We start from the raw sequence: 19,764 nt of genomic DNA, 5'->3' as shown, positions 1-19,764 counted from the left end.
GCCCGCGCATGGTTCCCGGGAGCTGGATCAAGCCGGGCGCGACGGTGATCGACGTGGGCATCAACCGCGTCGAGACCGCGGACGGCAAGGGGCGGCTGGTTGGCGACGTGGACTTCGACGGCGCGGTCGAAGTCGCCGGTGCCATCACGCCTGTCCCGGGCGGCGTCGGCCCCATGACTATCGCGTGCCTGCTGCTCAACACGCTCGAAGCCGCGTGCCGTCAGCACGGCCTCCCGGTGCCGAAGGGGGTCATGGAGGCCGCCTGGGGGTGAATCCTCCGCCCAGCGTCGCGGGAGCCTCTGCCGAGGCGCTCCGCCACGCCAGCGACCTGGCTTGGTTGATCGAAGCGCTCGTCGTGGTCGAACCATCCCGCCCCTCCCCACCGGCCGCGCTCGCGCTGCAGCCGGTGAGCGAGTTGCTTGCCCGCATCGACAACCGGCAGCAGGCGCTGCGTTGCATCCACGTCGGCGGGTCCAAAGGCACTGGCAGCACAGTCCTGCTATGCGAGGAGATCCTCGGCGCCGCCGGCCTTCGCACCGGCAGCTACACGTCACCGCACCTTCAGCGGTATAGCGAGCGCTATCGCGTCGGCGGGCGGGAAGTCGGGCTCGGCGGACGGCGGGGTCCCACCAACGTCATCTCCCCGCTCGTATCCTGCATCACCAGTATCGAGCTGGAGCTCACAGACTGCCCGGGAACGACCCGCGCGGCGATTGCCGGCGAAAAGGCCGGGATCATCAAAACCCGGGGGGCCAGTCGTGATCGGCGACCAGTTGACGAATTTCACGCGCATAACGCAGTCCCATCGCGACAAGTGGAGCTCCCTCCATGCTTGCACAGCGGAGCCCGAGCTCCGATTGCCCCAAATCCGCCGCTCAGCCTAACTGCTCAAGGACAGCAAGTCGGGCAATGCGGTCATCGATAACCTGGGGCCGACTGGCTGAAAAGGCCGAGCAGCTCTCAGTCAACCTCAGCTGTGGGCGACCGCTTCGCTTAGAAATCTGCCACCGGACCCCGAAACGGCGAATGTCTTTTGTGGGTCGGTAAGGCCCGTTCGATAGGGGCGAACACCGTGCGCCAGCCGTCGGTAGCACCGCAGCCGCGCAATCGGCACAGGGTGGCCGTCCTCCACAGCCGACGATCGCCCGTCGGCCGCTGCATACGGCCCCGCAAATCACGCAAAATCAGGGTCGAAACACGCTTTTTCAGGGAGCCGGAGTCTCGCCTCACGACGCGCCCGACGACTACTTGGAAGTTGCGGCCTCCGACCGTGGCTTTTCGGGCTCGTTGGGCTTGTAAAACCGATGTCCTCCCACCGTCGTCGTCCTTGTAAAGATTTTCGACCACGCCGGCCTGACCCGCTTGTGATGGAAGTACGTCGCCCCCTGTGTGCGGTCCGCCAGTTGCCGGTTCAGCGCCTTGCGCGCGACCTCCTTCGCCAACTCGTAGCCCTCCGTCTCCTGCGCCGTGTCGGGTCGGCCGTCGCACCACCAAGAGAATTGGCAGGTGCCGGTTTCGCGTCCCCCCTTGACGACGCCGCAGACAGTGTCGGGAAAACCGCTATGGCCAAGCCGGTTCATGACAACGCTGGCCACCGCCTCCATGGCGGCCTGGCTCTCGCCCCTGGCTTCCCAGTAGACGCTGCGCGCCAGGCACGTGATTGCATCGTCGAGCGATTCTTTACCCTTCGGGTCGACCGCCTGCGCTTCGGCGCGTGTGATGAGCTCGCCAGGCGACGGGCGCGCGCCGTCGCTTTCGCTCGACGCCTTCTCCTCGAGCGCCTCAGCCTTGCTCTTCGCCGTTTCGGCCCGTTCCTCGACGGTTGGCGCAGGACTCGCGGGCTCACTCTCGTCTCGTGCGACTCCGCAACCGACCAACGCAGATAGTGCCAACCCGATCAGCGTATGCACGAGTCGCCGCGCACCTTGTGCAGCGGACGGGCGAAAGACCGGACGGTGAAACGAGCTCAATGGCACGGCTTCTCTCCTGTCGGGAAAAGTCGCGGTCCCTTCGGCTCCACCCGCTCGGTGCCATCACCGGACGGCAACTCGCCAAGGCGCCGAGATCGGGCGCGTCTCTCCCAATTTAAGGAAAAGGCGAAGGAAAAGACAAAAGGGGACAGCAGCGCCTTCCGGCCCGCCACTTTGCCTTGTTGCAGGATTCCGGCTGCTCGCGGGATTCCATCACGGACGTCTTGCTTGGGATCGCCGAACTGTTGCGAGGGGCTTCGAGGTGGCGGTCTCAGTTCGGCGAGAAGCGGCCCGTCGCCATCCGATCCAGATAGCGGCCATCTGGGTGAGGCGGTATGCTCTACGCCTACGTGCCACATGGGTCGCATCACCCCGCTGTGACCGGCTGCTGCTATTCCTGTCTTATTATTCTGCCTTGCGCGTAGTTCCTGCAGTTAACCAGTAACTTGCAGAACATGTTAGGGAGGCTCTGATCTAGTCAGAGCCGGTAAAATACTGGGCTAATTAAAAGCGCCGCAACCATGAAGCAAACGACCTTCGCCTCGCTGGCCTTCGACAGGAAGAAGAAACAGACTCGCCGGGAACGATTCCTGTCCGAGATGGAGACGGTCGTGCCGTGGGCGGCGTTGCTGGCGGTGATCGAGCCGCACTACCCGAAGGCAGGCCGGCGCGGTCGCCCGCCGATGCCGATGGAGACGATGTTGCGGATCTACTTCATGCAGCAGTGGTACGCGCTGTCGGACCCGGCGATGGAAGACGCGCTCTACGAAATCGAGTCGATGCGCCGCTTTGCCCGGCTTGATTTGGCCGACGATGCACTGCCTGACGAGACGACGATCCTCAAATTCCGCCATCTGCTTGAGCGGCATGGGCTGACCGCGCAGATGATGAACCTCATCAACGATACCCTGGCGCAACGCGGCCTGCTGCTGAAGGGCGGCACCATGGCCGACGCCACGATCATCCACGCGCCTCCCTCGACGAAGAATCAGAGCAAGCAGCGCGACCCCGAGATGCATCAAACCAAGAAGGGCAATCAGTGGTACTTCGGCATGAAGATTCACGTCGGCGCCGATGTCCATTCTGGTCTCGCGCACACCGTCTCGGTGACCGCGGCCAACGCCTCGGACATCAGCCAGTTGCCGCATCTGGTGCGTGAGGACGATCGCGCGGGATTCGGCGACAAGGGCTACGTCAATAACCGACTCAAGCGCCTGGCCCGCAAGGCCGGCGTGTTCTGGGGCGTGGCGCTCAAGGGGAGCAAGCAGCACCCGCTGACCGAGGCGAACAAGCGCTTCAATCACAAGATGTCCTCGATCCGTGCGAGGGTCGAACATCTGTTCCGCGTGATCAAGCGCCAGTTCGGTTACACGAAGGTGCGCTACAAGGGGATCGCAAAGAACGCCGCGCAGGTGTTCTCGCTGATCGGACTGACCAATCTTTATTTGGCAAGGCGAGCCTTGATGAACTGACGGGCGAGATCCGCCTGCTGCGCCCGAAAACGGGCAATCGATGCCGAAACGGCGTCGAATATCAGCGGTGGCCGCGGGAAATGTATTCATTGAAGTCGATGCAACTTGCTGGCTTGGGTGGGTGCGACTGAAACGTCAATTGATCAGGGGTTTCCTAGGGATGCAATGCCTGAGAATCTGAGAATCGTTATAGGCGTTTACTATGACGATGACGATTCTGAGACTGGTTTCGAACCATACGACTCATTTTCGTATGCCGAAGCTAACCAGTCGATGCAGCGGACGGCCTTCGGCCGCCGCTGATCTCCAACGTTAGCTAGCTACGTCCATGTCTTCCCGAGGGCACAATCACCCAGGGTGTTGCGCGTGCGGCTTCTGTCAGCCACGCGGCCTCGCCAAAGAAAGTCAGGTCACCACGGATCTTATTTCTGTGGTCGGCACACGTCACAGCTACAGGTTCCTATTGCCTGCCCCATATGCGGAGACGCTGTATTCCTCTACCAGTCTGAGCATGGAGGAAGAGTTTTCTTTGACGAATTGGGTCCGCCCTGGCCCAAGCACTCTTGCACTGACGGAGTCAGAGCCGTGCAGTCGACAGCATCGGTCGCTACGGATCAATCTTTAACGACTAGGCGCTACTCATGGCAAGAGGCTGGCTGGCTGCCTGTCACTGATGCGATAGTCGAGTCTGCCGGCCCCGATCATGTTCGGTTGCGCGGTAAGCACAACTCTCTGTTGCTCACCATCTACATTCCAGTCACCACGGTCGCGGTCGGTACCGATCCAGTAGCTGAGATAGCCAACTCCCCGATACACGCGAGAAGGACGATCGACGGAGCTTTCGAACTGGCGTTTCTCACCCAAGACTTAAGACCTGGGTTTGCTAGAGCCTTTGCGGAACCCCCAGACACGCCATGACACATGTAAGTGGCTGCCTAGCGCTCCGTTCAAGCCGCTCCCCTACGGCAGGCGATTCAGCTCCAACGTTGAGGGTCCGCTTTTGCAGGACTCGATTGGCTGCTCAGGGTCGGAAGTTCGCGTTCGCCTCGCTGGGAAGCGGCTGTTCGCGGTCGCGCAAGGCCGAACGGCGGGTGCTCGGCGCATTGCCGCATGATTCGGCGCGGTTGACCAACGGCTGGATTGGCCGATGAACGGAAGGCGGGGCCGCGTGACTTGACAGGCTTGTCGTCGGCCTCGGCTGACGTCCATGCAGTGTCAAAAGGCGCGGCGGCAGCGCGGCCTAAAGCTGCTGCACGGCCCCAGCACGGTCAAACGCTAGGCCCACGATCGTTAGCAGCAAAACCGGTGCGGTTCCACCTCGCTGTACAAAGTCAGGCCGCCTCAACCATGTCCTCACCTTCCCGTGCTGCGGTCGCCGGAAGATCAGTTTCGCGGAGATTCGCGATCATCGGCCGGAGGACTTTGTCCATCTTCGCAATCGTTGTCGCGAGCCACGTTTGATACTCGGTCCATCGCGACTCGTCATCCAGGAGCACATCCGCCCTGACGATCACGGCAACGCATCCCTTCCTCTCGGGGAGTTCGTTCCATTCAAGGTCGAATCCCAAAGCGCTATGAATTTCGGCCTTCCGTTCTTCCAGATAGCGAAAGGCGCGCTTTGGGTCGATATCCGCGCAGTTGATGTAGAGGCGGGCCATGAGTTGCTGCTCCGTCCGCTTAACCACTGCCTCAAGTAAAAAGCCGGTACGGCCGAGCGCAAACTGTTGGAAGGACTGCGGCGCAGGCTTCGGAGCCCGCTGGCCTCTTGCCGCCATAAAATCACGGAATGCGGACCAGAAACGGAGTTGGAAGGACTGCGTTGTGCTGATGCGGTCAGGCTTCTCGACCTCGTCTCGGACGGCCCGGCTCCAGTCGTTGGGGCGGCAAATGATGTTGAATTTGGGCGCGGGGGCAGAGGATCCGATGCGCCAGAGCTCGATTTCAAGTCCGAAGAATTGCCAATCGTCGTGAGTGATTTCGTTCAGCCAGTCGATCGCGGCGCGGTGTTCATCCGTAAACCGCGCGGCTACCCATACGACAGTCCTCGCCTCGAGGCCGGCTGCATACGTCAAGATTTGGCCCAGGTGGCTGTGGTCGGTCTTTTCGAGTTGGTTCTCTATCAGTACATGCCGACCTGTCAGCGAATCTTTGCAGACGATGTCCGCCGCGTAAGGGCCCACTGAGACCTCCTGACCGACGAGTTCAAGGTCGAGGGCCAGTTCTCGGCCTAGAGCTAGGAGGTTATCGGCTTCGGCGAGCCAAGGCGTGAAATGATGGGCTTCGTGTTGCCAAACGTCACGTAGCTCAACGCGTTCGAGTCGTCCGAGTTCTGGCATTGTGGGTTACCGAAGTCATAGTTGGTGGGGACACGGCGCCGTAGGTCCGGTATCGCTAGGATTATGCCTCAGTGATCTGAGCCCATCACGGTCCCGGGAAGAGTAGTGCTGGGCGGAGCTCCATCACGCTTGTCGGGCACTCGCGCCTTGAGAGTCCCCGAGGCACCTCGGCATCAAACTTGAGCACATCGGCGAGCGTCTGCAGGAGATGCGCGATCCGCACCGTTATGCGACGACGGCATCCATGCCATCGGCAAGATAGTGCCAAACGGGGCTGACGCTTGTGGTCAGAGCGATGATCGGTGTGCCCGCGTTCAGATTGCCGGTATCGCCCCGGGTGTGGCGGCTGACCTCGCTGCCGCTCATCCCCGGTAGATGCATGTCCATCAGGATCGCTTCGAATCCCTGCTGTCGGCAGATTTCGAGGGCGTGCGCGCCGTCCGGAGCGGCACAGACGAGATGTCCCGCATGTTCGAGCAGCCCGCCGACTACCTGACGAATGTCGGCGCGTGCTTCGCTCGGCTGAATCCTTCGCTAACCCAATGCGTTTGCGTGGTGACGGAGGTGGTCCTCGATGAAGCTCGCGATGAAGTAGTAGCTATGGTCGTAGCCCGATTGCATGCGGAGCGTCAGCGGGTAGCCGCCACCGTCCGCAGCTGATTCCAAGACGTCCGGCCGTAGCTGCGTCGCGAGGAAGCTGTCCTGGTCCCCCTGGTCGATCAGGATCGGCAGTTTTTCGCGCGCCTGCGCAATCAGCATCGTCGCGTCCCATTCGCGCCAGCGGTCGGGGTCACTGCCCAAGTAGCGCGAGAACGCCTTTTCGCCCCAGGGGCAATTCATCGGGTTGGAGATCGGCGCGAAAGCGGAGACCGAGCGGTAGCGCCCCGGGTTGCGCAGCGCGCAGACGAGTGCGCCGTGGCCGCCCATCGAGTGGCCGAAGATGCCGCGCGCATCCGATACCGGAAAATTCTCCTCGATGAGGGCGGGCAGCTCCTCGACGACGTAGTCGTGCATGCGGTAGTGCCGCGCCCACGGCTCTTCGGTCGCGTTGAGGTAGAAGCCCGCGCCGTGCCCGAAGTCCCAGGCGCCGTCGGGGTCGCCCGGCACATCGGGCCCGCGCGGGCTGGTGTCGGGGACGACGAGGACCAGCCCGAGCTCGGCCGCGACGCGCTGCGCGCCCGCCTTCTGCATGAAGTTCTCATCGGTGCAGGTCAGCCCCGACAGCCAGTACAGCACCGGCAGCTTGCGCTCGCCGGCCTGCGGGGGCAGGTAGACGGAGAACGTCATGTCGCAGTCGAGCGTCGTCGCGCGGTGGCGGTAGCGCTTGAGCCAGCCGCCGAAGCATTTCTGGCTCGACAGATTTTCAAGAGTCATCGGAAGTTCCGCTGCGCGTCAGAAATGGATCACGGTGCGGATGCTCTTGCCTTCATGCATCAGGTCGAAGGCTTCGTTGATCCTGTCGAGCGGCAGGTTGTGCGTGATGAAGGTGTCGAGCGGGATCTCGCCCTTCTGTGCCTTCTGCACGTAGCTCGGCAACTCCGTGCGGCCCTTCACGCCGCCGAACGCGCTGCCGCGCCAGACGCGGCCGGTGACGAGCTGGAAGGGGCGCGTGCTGATCTCCTGCCCTGCGCCGGCGACGCCGATGATCGTCGATTCGCCCCAGCCCTTGTGGCAGCACTCGAGCGCCGCGCGCATCAGCTTCACATTGCCGACGCACTCGAAGGAGTAGTCGACGCCGCCATCGGTCATCGCGACGATCACGTCCTGGATCGGCTTGTCGTGGTCTTTCGGATTCACGAAATCGGTCGCGCCGAGCTGCTTCGCGATCTCGAACTTGTCCGGATTGATGTCGACGCCGATGATGCGCGAGGCCTTCGCCATCTTCGCGCCGATGATCGCGGCGAGCCCGATGCCGCCCAGCCCGAAGATCGCGACCGTGGCGCCCTCCTCCACCTTCGCCGTGTTGAGCACGGCGCCAATGCCGGTCGTGACGCCGCAGCCGAGCAGGCAGACTTTTTCGAGCGGCGCTTCCTTCGGGATCTTCGCGAGCGAGATCTCCGGCACCACCGTGTATTCGGAGAAGGTCGAGGTGCCCATGTAGTGGTAGATCGGCTTGCCCTGGTAGGAGAAGCGGGTCATCCCGTCAGGCATCAGCCCTTTGCCCTGCGTCGCGCGCACGGCCTGGCACAGGTTGGTCTTGCCCGACTTGCAGAACTTGCACTCGCGGCATTCGGCCGTGTACAGCGGGATGACGTGGTCGCCGACTGCGAGCGAGGTCACGCCCTCGCCGACCGCTTCGACGATGCCGCCGCCCTCGTGGCCGAGGATCGCCGGAAAGATGCCTTCGGGGTCGTCGCCCGACAGCGTGAAGGCGTCGGTATGGCAAACGCCGCTCGCAACGATGCGCACCAGGACCTCGCCCTTTTTCGGCGGTTCGACATCGACTTCGACAATGCGGAGCGGTTCTTTCGGCCCGAAGGCCACGGCAGCGCGCGATTTGATCATCAGAGGCTCTCTTCGAGTGGGGTTGTCGCGATATTGTAGGAGACTGGCAAACGCGGATAATTACCAAACGTGCAATTCATTGCTGCCAGGCAGCAATAATGGAAAACGTCCGCATGGATCGCTGGGAAGGCATAGATGCATTCGTGGCCGTGGCCGAGAGTGGTCGATTCGCGAACGCAGCGGCCCTGCTGGGGGTGTCGAATTCGCACGTCAGCCGCCTCATCGCGCGCCTCGAAGAGCGGCTTCAGACACGACTGTTCTACCGCAGCACGCGACAGGTGCGGCTCACCGAAACGGGTCACACCTTCCTCGCCCACTGCCGGCGCCTGCAGGATGGCTTCGACGACGCCCTGCATGCCGTGCAGGACCTGGAGGGGACGCCCAAAGGCATGTTGCGCATGACCTGCGCGCTCACGTACGGCGAGCGCTTCGTGGTGCCTCTGGTCAACGACTTCATTGCCCGCCACCCTCAACTGCGGGTCGAAATCGAGCTCACGAACCGTACCCTCGACATCGTGCAGGAAGGGTTCGACCTGGCGGTGCGCCTCGGCCGCCTCTCCGACTCGCGTCTGGTGGCCACACGCCTGGCGCCGCGCGTCATGTACCTGTGCGCGGCGCCCGACTACCTCGCCCGGCGCGGCCTCCCGACGCTGGAGGATCTGGCGCAGCATGACTGTCTGGTGGGGACCTCGGATACCTGGGTATTCCAGGCGAACGGGAGCGTGCGCACGCTGCGCGTCAGCGGACGCTGGCGCTGCAATAGCGGTCAGGCGGTGCTGGATGCGGCACTGCGCGGGTTCGGCTTGTGCCAGCTACCCGATTACTATGTGCGCGAACCGCTTGGCGATGGCCGCCTCCAGGCTCTTCTGCCGGATCTGCAGCCGCCGGACACGGCCGTGTGGGCGGTGTTTCCGGCGCAGCGCCATCGCTCACCCAAAGTGCGCCTGCTCGTGGAGCATCTGCGCCACGGGCTGTCGATGCGGCTGGAATACCAGGAGCGCGACGCCGCGCTGCGCTCACCGGCCTAGTATTCGACGCTGATGTCGGAGCTCGCCTTCATGCAGCAGCGCAGTACGTAGCCTTCGGCGCGGCACGTCTCCAGGAGCGCCCCCGAAAAGTCCTCCCGCGCCGCCGCCCTCCCCCGGGAGGTGGCACGCTCTGGACCTCCTGTATATTCGTCCCGATTCGCGGCTCGGATCACCCCTCGCGGCAGAAGTCCTTTCGCCGTCGAACACCGAGAAGTGGAGACGATAGATGGGGGACAAACTGCCTCACGCGCCGCGCAGCTTCGACAGCCGCATGCGGCACAGCAACCAGGCTTACCTGCTGGGGTCCCACGACACGCATCCGCCGATCTGCCGCCGCATCGGCTTCGTGCTGCTCGAGCACTTCTCGATGATGGCCTTCACGGGGGCTGTGGACGCGATCGTCACGGCGAACCTGATCAGCCGCAAGCCGCTGTACCGCTTCGAAACGTACAGCCTCGAAGGGGCGACGGTGCGCAGCGACCTGGGCATCAACATTTGGGTCGATGGCGAGTTGCCGGCGTTGGACACCAGGGATCTCGACATCCTGATCATCTGCGGCGGCTTCCGCTCGAACCTCGAACCGCGGCGCGCAGTCGTCGAGAAACTGCGCGAGGCGGCGCGGCGGCGCGCAATCCTCGGGAGCCTGTGGAACGGCAGCTACCTCCTCGCGCACGCCGGCTTGCTGGACGGCTACACCTGCACCGTGCATCCGGACAGCCGAGACGGCCTCGAAGAGCTGTGCCCGCAGGTCAGGCTCCTGCCCCACCCGTTCGTCATCGACCGCGACCGCATCTCGTCGGCTGGCGCGAACAGCGCGCTGGGGATGATGCTCGCGGTGATCCGCCACCATCACGGCGACGAGACGGTGCGGGGCATCGAGGAGATCCTCGCATGCGACCGGACGCTCGATGACCTCCCGGACAGCCCGATGCCGGCGCTGGTGGACGATCCCACCTTTCCGGAAGCGTTGCAGCTCATCCTGCAACTGATGAAGAACAACATCGAGGAGCCGCTGAGCATCGAGGAGCTCACCGAGCGCGCGCGGATCTCGCGACGCCGGATCGACCGGCTTTTCCAGCGCCACCTGAACACGACGCCGTCGCGCTATTACCTCGAAGCCCGCCTCACCCGCGCTCGCCGGCTCCTGCAGCAGACCAACGAGCCCATCACCGGCATCGCGATCGCCTGCGGCTTCACCCGCGCGCCGCATTTCAGCCGCTGCTACCGCGAGTTCTTCGGCGTGTCGCCTTCCCAGGCCGGCGCGCGACTTCGTCGCGGCTGATCGATTCCGGCGCACGGGTTCTGATCGTGTCGGTTGGACAGCCACGGAGCTATCGCGCCGACCGCTCATCATGATCGGTCTGAACGTTGAGCTGCGTCATGACAACGCGCGTGCCTGTGCACCCGCGTCGGCTTCGGAATCTCTGAGTTGTCGGTGGAATGCGCCGGCACGGCTCGGGAGTATCGACGGCCGCGCAACGGCTCGTTCGGAAAATCCGAATATGCCTTCGAAATTTCTCGGTTTCCCTCTCCACGGCGTGCGCCTAAGCTCCGGTCATCCGGTCGGATGACGTCAGCCGTCTCGCAGTCCTTCCCTCTCCGAGTAGCCTCGCACTCTGATCGGTTTCTCATCGCCCCTCCACACACCGACGGAGCCCCTGCATGGCGAACGAAACCACGGCGGAGACGATCCGGCGCATCGTTGAGCACCGGCGCACGCTGCCCGGCGCGCTGCTGCCGATCCTGCACGCGATCCAGGACGAAATCGGCTGGGTGCCGGAAGACGCGGTGCCGACCATCGCCACGGCGCTGCGCCTGAGCCGTGCCGAAGTGCACGGCGTCATCAGCTTCTACCACCACTTCCGCACCCGCCCGGCCGGCCGCCACGTCGTCCAGGTCTGCCGCGCAGAGTCCTGTCGTTCGATGGGCGCGGTCGCGCTCGAAGAGCACGCCAAGGCGAGCCTCGGCGTCGATTTCCATGAGACCACCGGCGACGGCGCGGTCACGCTGGAGCCCGTCTACTGCCTCGGCAACTGCGCCTGTTCGCCCGCGATCCGTATCGACGACGAGATCGTCGGCCGCGTCGACGCGAAGCGTTTCGACGCCGAGATCGCCGCGCTGCGTGCGGCGAAGGAGCCCGCATGAGCGCCCGGATCTATGTCCCGATCGACTCGACCGCGCTCTCGCTCGGTGCAGAACGCGTCGCCCGCGCGATCGCCGCGGAAGCCGCCAAGCGCGGCCTCGACGTCACCCTCGTGCGCAACGGCTCGCGCGGGATGTTCTGGCTCGAACCGCTCGTCGAGGTCGAAACCCCGGCCGGCCGCATCGCCTACGGCCCGGTGCAGGCGGACGACGTGTCCGGCCTGTTTGAAGCCGACTTCCTCGCCGGCGCCGCCCACCCGCTCGCCCTCGGCCGCGTAGAGGACCAGCCCTGGTTTACCGGCCAGCAGCGCCTGACCTTCGCGCGCGTCGGCCTGACCGACCCGCTGTCGCTCGACGACTACCGCTCGTACGGTGGCTTCGAAGGCCTCACCCGCGCGCTCGCGCAATCCGGCGCTGAAACGGTCGCCCAAGTCACCGACTCTGGCCTGCGCGGCCGCGGGGGCGCAGCCTTCCCGACCGGCATCAAGTGGCGGACCGTGCTCGACGCCGCAGCCGACCGCAAGTACGTCGTCTGCAACGCCGACGAAGGCGATTCGGGCACCTTCTCCGACCGCATGTTGATGGAAGGGGACCCCTACTGCCTGATCGAAGGCATGACGATCGCCGCCGTCGCGGTCGGTGCCACGCAGGGCTACATCTACCTGCGTTCGGAATATCCGCATGCCTTCCGCACGCTGCAGGCTGCAATCGGCTGTGCGCGTGACGCGGGCTACCTCGGCTCCGACGTGATGGGCTCGGGCAAGGCCTTCGAACTCGAAGTCCGCATGGGCGCCGGCGCCTACATCTGCGGCGAAGAGACCTCGATGCTCGAGAGCCTCGAAGGCAAGCGCGGAACGGTGCGCGCGAAGCCGCCGCTGCCTGCCATCGCGGGCCTCTTCGGCAAGCCGACGGTCATCAACAACGTCATGAGCTTCGCGTCCGTGCCGGTGATCCTCTCGCGCGGCGCCGCCTTCTACCGCGACTACGGCATGGGCCGTTCGCGCGGCACCCTGCCCTTCCAGCTCGCCGGCAACCTCAAGCGCACCGGGCTCGTCGAGTGCGCGTTCGGGCTCACGCTGCGCGAACTCCTGTACGACTATGGCGGCGGCTCCGCGAGCGGTCGCCCGATCCGCGCCGTGCAGGTCGGCGGCCCGCTCGGCGCCTACGTCCCCGAGTCGCAGTTCGACGTGCCGCTCGACTATGAAGCCTACGTCAGCATCGGCGCGATGATCGGCCACGGCGGCATCGTCGCCTTCGACGACACGGTCGACATGGCCGGGATGGCGCGCTACGCGATGGAATTCTGCGCCATCGAATCCTGCGGCAAATGCACGCCCTGCCGTATCGGCTCGACCCGCGGCGTCGAAGTCATCGACCGCATCATCGCCGGCGAGGAGCGCGCGAAGAACATCGCGCTGCTCGGCTCACTGTGCGACACGATGCTCGGCGGCTCGCTGTGCGCACTCGGCGGCATGGCGCCCTACCCCGTGCAGTCCGCGCTGACGCACTTCCCCGAAGATTTCGGCGTTCCGCGCGCCGACAAGCAGGCGGCGGCCTGAAGCCGCGCCGAGGAGCAATAACATGAGTCTCGCCCGCGACACGGACTACGGCACCCCCAAACGCGAGTCCGACGAGATGGTCACCCTGACGATCGACGGCGTCGAGATCACCGTGCCGGTCGGCACCTCGGTGATGCGCGCCGCCCAGGAAATCGACATCGCGATCCCCAAGCTCTGTGCGACCGACAGCATCGAGCCCTTCGGCTCCTGCCGCCTGTGCGCGGTTGAGATCGAAGGCCGCCGCGGCTACCCGTCGTCCTGCACGACGCCGGTCGAACCCGGCATGGTCGTGCGCACGCAGACGTCCAAGCTCGCCGATCTGCGTCGCGGCGTGATGGAGCTTTATATCTCCGATCACCCGCTCGACTGCCTCACCTGTCCCTCGAACGGCAACTGCGAATTGCAGGACATGGCCGGCGTCGTCGGCCTGCGCGAAGTGCGCTACACGACTCCAAGCAGCATCCAGAACAAGAACCACTTCGACGCAGCCAGCCGCGCGCCTGTCGACAGCTCCAACCCCTACTTCGCCTACGACCCGTCAAAATGCATCGTCTGCAACCGCTGCGTGCGCGCCTGTGAGGAAACACAGGGCACCTTCGCGCTGACGATCGCCGGCCGCGGCTTCGATTCGCGCGTGAGCCCCGGCCAGGGCCAGAGCTTCATGGACTCCGAATGCGTCTCCTGCGGTGCCTGCGTCCAGGCTTGTCCGACTGCGACGCTGATGGAGAAATCGGTCATCGAAATGGGCCAGGCCGAGCGCAGCCTCGTCACGACCTGCGCCTACTGCGGCGTCGGCTGTTCCTTCAAGGCAGAGATGAAGGGCAACGAAGTCGTGCGGATGGTGCCGCACAAGGACGGCCATGCGAACCATGGCCACTCCTGCGTCAAGGGCCGCTTCGCGTGGGGCTACGCGACCCACCCCGACCGCATCACGACGCCGATGATCCGTGCGAGCATCGACGAGCCCTGGCGCAAGGTCAGCTGGGAAGAAGCGATCGCCTACGCCGCATCCGAACTCCGCCGCATCCAGGCGAAGCACGGCCGCAGTTCGGTCGGCGCGATCACCTCGTCGCGCTGCACGAACGAAGAGACCTACCTCGTGCAGAAGCTCGTGCGTGCGGCCTTCGGCAACAACAACGTCGACACCTGCGCCCGCGTCTGCCATTCGCCGACCGGCTACGGCCTGAAGCAGACCCTCGGCGAGTCCGCCGGCACGCAGACCTTCGATTCGGTGATGCAGTCCGACGTCGTGCTCGTGATCGGCGCGAACCCGACCGACGGCCACCCGGTATTCGGCTCGCAGCTCAAGCGCCGCCTGCGCCAGGGCGCGAAGCTCGTCGTCATCGACCCGCGCGAGATCGACCTCCTGAAGGGCGCGCACTATGAGCCCGCCTACCACCTGAAGCTCAGGCCCGGCACCAACGTCGCGATCGCCAACGCGCTCGCGCACGTGATCGTCACCGAAGGTCTCGTCGCGGAAGACTTCGTCGCCGAACGCTGCGACCCGGCCTCCTTTGCAATGTGGCGCGAGTTCGTCGCGCGCCCGGAAAATTCGCCCGAAGCGACCGCCGAGATCACCGGCGTCCCCGCCGAGGCCGTGCGCGGCGCAGCCCGCCTCTATGCCGGCGGCGGCAACGGCGCGATCTACTACGGTCTGGGCGTCACCGAACACAGCCAGGGCTCGACGATGGTCATGGCGATCGCGAACCTCGCGATGGCGACCGGCAACGTCGGCCGTCTGGGTGTCGGCGTGAATCCGCTGCGCGGCCAGAACAACGTGCAGGGCTCCTGCGACATGGGTTCCTTCCCGCACGAGCTGCCGGGCTACCGTCACGTCTCGGACGGCTCGGTGCGCGGCCTCTTCGAAAACGCCTGGGGCGTGACGCTCGACGCCGAGCCGGGGCTCCGCATCCCGAACATGTTCGAAGCGGCCCTCGACGGCAGCTTCCTCGGTCTGTACTGCGAGGGCGAGGACATCGCGCAGTCCGACCCGAACACGCACCACGTCGAGGCGGCGCTGCGTGCGATGGAATGCGTCGTCGTGCAGGACATCTTCCTCAACGAGACCGCGAAGTACGCGCACGTCTTTCTGCCCGGCGCGAGCTTCCTCGAGAAGAACGGCACCTTCACCAACGCGGAGCGCCGCATCTCCCGCGTGCGCAAGGCGATGCCGCCGCTCGCCGGCAAGGAGGACTGGGAGGTCACCGTCGATCTCGCCAACGCTCTGGGCTACCCGATGAACTACGCACACCCGTCCGAGATCATGGACGAGATCGCGCGCCTGACCCCGACCTTCCACGGCGTCAGTTATGAGCTGCTCGACCGGCTCGGCAGCGTGCAGTGGCCCTGCACCGACGCCACGCCCGAAGGCACGCCGATCATGCACATCGACAGTTTCGTGCGCGGCAAGGGCCGCTTCATGCCCACCGAGTACGTGCCGACCGAGGAGAAGGTCACGAAGCGCTACCCGCTGCTGCTGACGACCGGACGCATCCTGTCGCAGTACAACGTCGGCGCGCAGACGCGACGCACCGCCAACGTCGCCTGGCACGGCGAGGACCGGCTGGAGATCCACCCGCAGGACGCCGTGGACCGCGGCATCCGCGAGGGCGACTGGGTCGGCATCGCGAGCCGCGCCGGCGAGACGGTGCTGCGCGCGACGATCACGGAGCGCGTTCAGCCGGGCGTCGTCTACACGACCTTCCACTTCCCCGAATCCGGCGCAAACGTCATCACCACCGACAACTCGGACTGGGCGACGAACTGCCCCGAGTACAAGGTCACCGCCGTCGAAGTGATGCCCGTCGCGCAACCGTCGGAATGGCAGCAACGCTATCGACAGCATCACCGCAAACAGACCGCGCTGCTGCGGGGCGACGCCGCCGCGGTGCAGGCGCTCGCCGGCAGCGGGGAACGTGCGTGAGCGCCTTCATCCAACCGCAGTGGTGTCGTAGGGCGGATGAGCCGCGTAGCGGCGTTATCCGCCGTATGCGCAATCCGGGGAGCCGGCATACGGCGGAAAGCGCTGCGCTCTTCCGCCCTACGTTCTGCGGCGCCCCGACAGGCGTTGACGAATGGAGGGTAGTCGAATGACTGCTAGTGCCCAACCGAAACCCGACGCCTGCCCCGCGTTCGATGCCGTGCAGTGGGACGCACGCGCCACCGTCCTCGCGTGCAGGCTCGTCGACGGCGAAACGCTCGCGAGCGTCGAGAACGTCATCGAGGAAGTGCCGGTCGCGCTGGTCTACAACGGCATCTCGCACGCCGTGATGCTCGCGAGCCCGAACGACCTGGAGGACTTCGCGCTCGGCTTCAGCCTGTCGGAAGGCATCCTGCAAAGCCCCGGCGAGCTCTACGACTGCGAAGTCGTCCATAGCGCCAAGGGCATCGAAGTGAGCCTCGAGATCGCCGCCGCGCGAATGTTCGGCCTGAAGGAGCGGCGGCGCAACCTCGCCGGCCGCACCGGCTGCGGACTGTGCGGCGTGGATAGTCTCGAGGCAGCGGTGCGCCCACCCGCCCCGGTCGCGCCACGCACCGCGGTACGCGCCTCGGCGATCCAGCGCGCCCTCGCGGAACTCAACGCCTGGCAGCCACTGCATCGCGCGACCGGCGCCGCACACGCCGCCGCCTGGGCCGACGACGACGGCAAGCTGCGACTCGTGCGTGAAGACGTCGGCCGCCACAACGCCCTCGACAAGCTCGCGGGCGCCCTCGCCACCCGCCGCACAAACACCGCAGACGGCTTCGCGCTCGTCACAAGCCGCGCAAGCTACGAAATGGTGCACAAAGCCGCCGCCGCCGGCATCGGCGTCCTCGCCGCGATCTCGGCCCCGACCGCCTTCGCGGTGCGCGTCGCCGATGCCGCGCATGTCACGCTGATCGGGCTCGCCCGCACCGGGCGCCTGACGGCCTACACCCACCCTGATCAACTCCTCGGAACCTGAGCGATGGACATCGACAATCTCGTGAAAATGGCCAACCAGATCGGCCGCTTTTTCGAAGCCTGGCCGGACCGCGCCGCAGCGCGGCAGGAGGTCGCGGATCACCTAACGCGCTTCTGGGAGCCGCGTTTGCGCGAGGCACTTGCCGAACGGATTAACACTGACGACTCTGCATGCGTCGGCGTTACTCCCCTTGTCGCGGAGGCCGTCGCAATGCTTTTTCCCGCCGGACACACCGGGTAGCGCCCCACGCTGCATTGCCTGCGGCTTCTAGTCAGAGTCCGATTCAGGCCAAGACAGGGACGATGATCGACTCAAAACCGTGATCACCCGACGGCTACGAAGGCGCTCTTTCTTCGCCCCCTGTTCGGCTGAATGGCCGGTTTGCAAAACCTCCGACGTCAGATCACGGTCGACAGTTGCTTTAGATGGTCAAAAAAAAGAGGGAATGACGACAACGGGTCGCCGCCCGCCTGCCGTTTGATCGCATCACCGGTCCAAGTGCTCATCGCAAAGCGACAACGGTAATCACATCCGATCGGAACGGGTGATCAGGAACGATCGAAATGCGTAGCCCGCTGCCCCTTCAGGGCTGCGAGCTGCCTTTATCGTTCGATGACCAGATCGCTCCGCGGCGTGCTGCAGCAGGGGAGGATCATGCCCTGGTCAATTTCGCGCTGGCGGATGCCGCCGCCGTGGACCATGTCCACCTCGCCGGACACGAGGCGCGACTTGCAGGTGCCGCATACGCCTTTCGCGCAGGACGAGGGCAGTCGCAGGCCGGCGGCGCGTGCGGCATCGAGCAGTTTCTGGCCGGGGGCGCAGACGACAGTGCGGCCGCTTTTCGCGAATTCGACGCTGAAACCGGTCACCTCGACGGCCCCTGTCTCCTCGGTGAGGGGAACACCCTCGCCTTCCTGTTCGCCCGGCGCGTCCGCGAAACTGAAGCTTTCCTCGTGATAGTGCTTCATGTCGAAGCCGCCTTCGCTCAACAGGGCTCGAACGGCCGCCATGTAGGGCGCCGGACCGCAGCAGAATACTTCCCGCTCGGCGAAGTCGGGCGCGATGCGCTTGAGTAGCGCCAGATCGAGGTAGCCGGTCGGCGACGCCCAGTCGGGCTCGCTGCCCCGCCCTTCGCAGACGAATGCGGTCCGGAAGCCGGGCTGGTTCGCGGCGAGCAGGCCCAGTTCGCGACGGAAGACGATGTCCGCGGGCGTGCGGGCGTTATGCACGAAGACAACGTCTCGGTCCTCGCCGAGGTCATGGAAGCTGCGCGACATGGACATCAGCGGTGTGATTCCTGAGCCACCGGACAGGAACAGGTACTTGCCGGCGGGATGCAGCGCGCACGCGAACTCGCCGCTCGGCCCCAGCGCGCGGACGCTCATGCCTGCAGCAAGATTGTCATGGAGCCAGTTGGAGACAGTGCCACCGGTCACGCGCTTGACCGTGATCGACAAGGTGTCGGGGCGCGTCGGCGAAGACGAGATCGTGTAGCAACGATTGACCGTCGCGCCGTCGATTTCCAGTTCGAGCGTGAGGAACTGACCCGGCAGGAAGCGGACCAGACCGGGCGTGCGGGGGCGAAAGATGAAGCTCTTGACGTCGTGCGTCTCCTGGCGCACTTGGCAGCAGACCAGGACGTCGTCGTCCTCCGTGTTCCACAGAGGGGGCACGAGTTGCCATAGCCATACATCACGAGTAATCGGTCCGTTCATGCTGAATACTTCCTCGGGAATCCAGGCCCCGCGGGCGTAGCGGACGCCAGTGCGGGGAGTTGCTGTGACGGGCGGAACGCCGGCGGATGCAGGCTTTCCGCCTCACGGCGGGCCGGGATGGCCCATCGCACATCCCGGCTCGGTCAATTACTCCACAGTCGCCTCCAGGCGCCCCACGTACCAGTTCGCGAACTTCTCGACCAGCTCCTCGGTGTAGGGCGAATACGGCCCCGGCTCGTAGGCCGGATCGGCGATGCCGCGCTGGGACATCTCTACCAGCTCGCGGTCCTGCTGGTTGGTTGCGCGCCACACGGCGGTGAGGTTGGCGGGCTCCGTGAGGTCGCGGAAGGCCTGGACCTGCTCGATGTTCGAAGGCGAGGGTTGGTAGCCGAAGCCGTACTCGTACAGGGAGATCGTCAGTTCCGGGTGATTACTCACGCAGTGATAGCACTCCCGGTTGTTCTCCATGACCAGCTTCCAGTTGCCGGCTTCAACGATCTCGTCCTGAACGGCGATCTTGCAGTCGGTGAGCTGGTGCGGCGCGATGTAGCGCGACATCGTCTCGCGCATCCGGGCGAAGTCTTCGGGCGGGTTTTCCGCGAGACAGACGAAGATGAGGCCCGCGACGCTTTCGACATGGACGCGCTTGAGGCCGCGCCCGGAGGGGTCGAAGTCCTCGCCCATGTGCTCGGCATAGATGAGCTTGCCGGACAGGTCGTAGGTCCATTGATGGTAGGGGCAGACCAGGTTGCCGACACTGCCCTTGTGCGCGTTGCACAGCTGCGCCCCGCGATGGCGGCAGACGTTGTGGAAGGCGCGCAGCTCCATGTCGTCGTTGCGCAGCACGACGACAGAGGCGCGTCCGAGCTTGACCGTGAAATAGTCGCCCGCCTCGGGGATGTCGGGCTCGACGCCGACGTAGATCCAGTGCCGTCCGAAGATCGCTTCCATGTCCAGGTCGAAGATCTCCTGGCTGGTGTAGAACTGCGCATCCAGGCTGTGCCCGCGACGCCGGGCGGCGAGGAGTTCCCTCACCTCGTTACTCACTTTCATTTTTTTCCAAAGCGGCAGTCACGACGGCCACGTTGCCGCG

Annotated in this window: 15 protein-coding genes and 1 pseudogene; 9 read left to right on the top strand and 7 right to left on the bottom strand. The window is 65.0% G+C overall.

Features of this window, described 5'->3' with window-relative positions; genetic code table 11:
- Positions 1 to 272, top strand: a pseudogene (locus tag V6M37_RS17225) (bifunctional methylenetetrahydrofolate dehydrogenase/methenyltetrahydrofolate cyclohydrolase); the annotation flags it as partial.
- Positions 273 to 1,244: 972 nt separating this feature from the next.
- Here V6M37_RS17225 and V6M37_RS17220 read toward each other — a convergent pair.
- Positions 1,245 to 1,910, bottom strand: a complete 666-nt coding sequence (locus tag V6M37_RS17220) for a cell wall hydrolase (RefSeq protein ID WP_332675391.1) — start codon at positions 1,908 to 1,910, stop codon at positions 1,245 to 1,247.
- A gap of 581 nt (positions 1,911 to 2,491) precedes the next feature.
- On the opposite strand from V6M37_RS17220, the gene V6M37_RS17215 reads away from it, so the two are divergent.
- Positions 2,492 to 3,442 (top strand): IS5 family transposase, encoded by a 951-nt coding sequence (locus tag V6M37_RS17215; RefSeq protein WP_332675389.1) that lies wholly within the window; start codon positions 2,492 to 2,494, stop codon positions 3,440 to 3,442.
- A 1,331-nt stretch (positions 3,443 to 4,773) separates the two neighbouring features.
- Here V6M37_RS17215 and V6M37_RS17210 read toward each other — a convergent pair.
- The 4 genes from V6M37_RS17210 to V6M37_RS17195 all read right to left on the bottom strand — a co-directional run bounded on the left by V6M37_RS17210 (position 4,774) and on the right by V6M37_RS17195 (position 8,286).
- A complete protein-coding gene (locus V6M37_RS17210; RefSeq protein ID WP_332675387.1) occupies positions 4,774 to 5,778 on the bottom strand; it encodes a DUF4268 domain-containing protein in 1,005 nt (334 codons plus the stop codon).
- A gap of 225 nt (positions 5,779 to 6,003) precedes the next feature.
- The gene (locus V6M37_RS17205) at positions 6,004 to 6,258 is read right to left on the bottom strand and encodes a response regulator (protein WP_332675407.1); all 255 of its coding nucleotides are present in this window, start codon (positions 6,256 to 6,258) and stop codon (positions 6,004 to 6,006) included.
- Between the two features lie 54 nt (positions 6,259 to 6,312).
- Positions 6,313 to 7,152, bottom strand: coding sequence for an S-formylglutathione hydrolase (fghA, locus tag V6M37_RS17200; protein ID WP_332675386.1), 840 nt, complete (start codon positions 7,150 to 7,152; stop codon positions 6,313 to 6,315).
- A gap of 18 nt (positions 7,153 to 7,170) precedes the next feature.
- Complete coding sequence (locus V6M37_RS17195) at positions 7,171 to 8,286, bottom strand: S-(hydroxymethyl)glutathione dehydrogenase/class III alcohol dehydrogenase (protein WP_442881023.1); 1,116 nt, start codon at positions 8,284 to 8,286, stop codon at positions 7,171 to 7,173.
- Between the two features lie 110 nt (positions 8,287 to 8,396).
- Between V6M37_RS17195 and V6M37_RS17190 the strand changes: the two genes are divergently transcribed.
- The 7 genes from V6M37_RS17190 to V6M37_RS17160 all read left to right on the top strand — a co-directional run bounded on the left by V6M37_RS17190 (position 8,397) and on the right by V6M37_RS17160 (position 17,196).
- On the top strand, positions 8,397 to 9,311 hold the full coding sequence (locus V6M37_RS17190; RefSeq protein ID WP_332675384.1) for a LysR substrate-binding domain-containing protein: 915 nt from the start codon (positions 8,397 to 8,399) through the stop codon (positions 9,309 to 9,311).
- 226 nt (positions 9,312 to 9,537) lie between these two features.
- Entirely contained in the window at positions 9,538 to 10,593 is a 1,056-nt protein-coding gene (locus V6M37_RS17185; protein WP_332675382.1) for a GlxA family transcriptional regulator, read from the top strand.
- 380 nt (positions 10,594 to 10,973) lie between these two features.
- Complete coding sequence (locus tag V6M37_RS17180) at positions 10,974 to 11,456, top strand: formate dehydrogenase subunit gamma (RefSeq protein WP_332675381.1); 483 nt, start codon at positions 10,974 to 10,976, stop codon at positions 11,454 to 11,456.
- Positions 11,453 to 13,012, top strand: a complete 1,560-nt coding sequence (locus V6M37_RS17175; RefSeq protein WP_332675379.1) for a formate dehydrogenase beta subunit — start codon at positions 11,453 to 11,455, stop codon at positions 13,010 to 13,012. Before V6M37_RS17180 ends, V6M37_RS17175 begins: the two co-directional genes overlap by 4 nt.
- Before the next feature lie 22 nt (positions 13,013 to 13,034).
- A complete protein-coding gene (gene fdhF / locus V6M37_RS17170) occupies positions 13,035 to 15,935 on the top strand; it encodes a formate dehydrogenase subunit alpha (protein WP_332675377.1) in 2,901 nt (966 codons plus the stop codon).
- A gap of 166 nt (positions 15,936 to 16,101) precedes the next feature.
- Positions 16,102 to 16,956 carry a formate dehydrogenase accessory sulfurtransferase FdhD gene (gene fdhD / locus V6M37_RS17165; protein WP_332675376.1) on the top strand — a complete coding sequence of 285 codons (855 nt, stop codon included), beginning with the start codon at positions 16,102 to 16,104 and terminating at the stop codon, positions 16,954 to 16,956.
- Between the two features lie 3 nt (positions 16,957 to 16,959).
- The gene (locus tag V6M37_RS17160) at positions 16,960 to 17,196 is read left to right on the top strand and encodes a formate dehydrogenase subunit delta (RefSeq protein ID WP_332675374.1); all 237 of its coding nucleotides are present in this window, start codon (positions 16,960 to 16,962) and stop codon (positions 17,194 to 17,196) included.
- Positions 17,197 to 17,558: 362 nt separating this feature from the next.
- Here the strand turns inward: V6M37_RS17160 and V6M37_RS17155 are convergent, their stop codons facing one another.
- Together V6M37_RS17155 and V6M37_RS17150 are read right to left on the bottom strand one after the other, a co-directional pair.
- Positions 17,559 to 18,671, bottom strand: a complete 1,113-nt coding sequence (locus V6M37_RS17155; RefSeq protein ID WP_332675372.1) for a 2Fe-2S iron-sulfur cluster-binding protein — start codon at positions 18,669 to 18,671, stop codon at positions 17,559 to 17,561.
- A 147-nt stretch (positions 18,672 to 18,818) separates the two neighbouring features.
- Positions 18,819 to 19,724: an aromatic ring-hydroxylating oxygenase subunit alpha gene (locus V6M37_RS17150; RefSeq protein ID WP_332675370.1), complete on the bottom strand. Its 906-nt coding sequence runs from the start codon at positions 19,722 to 19,724 to the stop codon at positions 18,819 to 18,821.
- Positions 19,725 to 19,764 lie beyond the last annotated feature (40 nt).

The sequence above is a fragment of the Aromatoleum sp. genome, assembly GCF_036675785.1.
Classification (GTDB): domain Bacteria; phylum Pseudomonadota; class Gammaproteobacteria; order Burkholderiales; family Rhodocyclaceae; genus Aromatoleum.
Note: the sequence above shows the minus strand (reverse complement) of the source record. Positions and strands in the feature narration are given on the sequence as shown.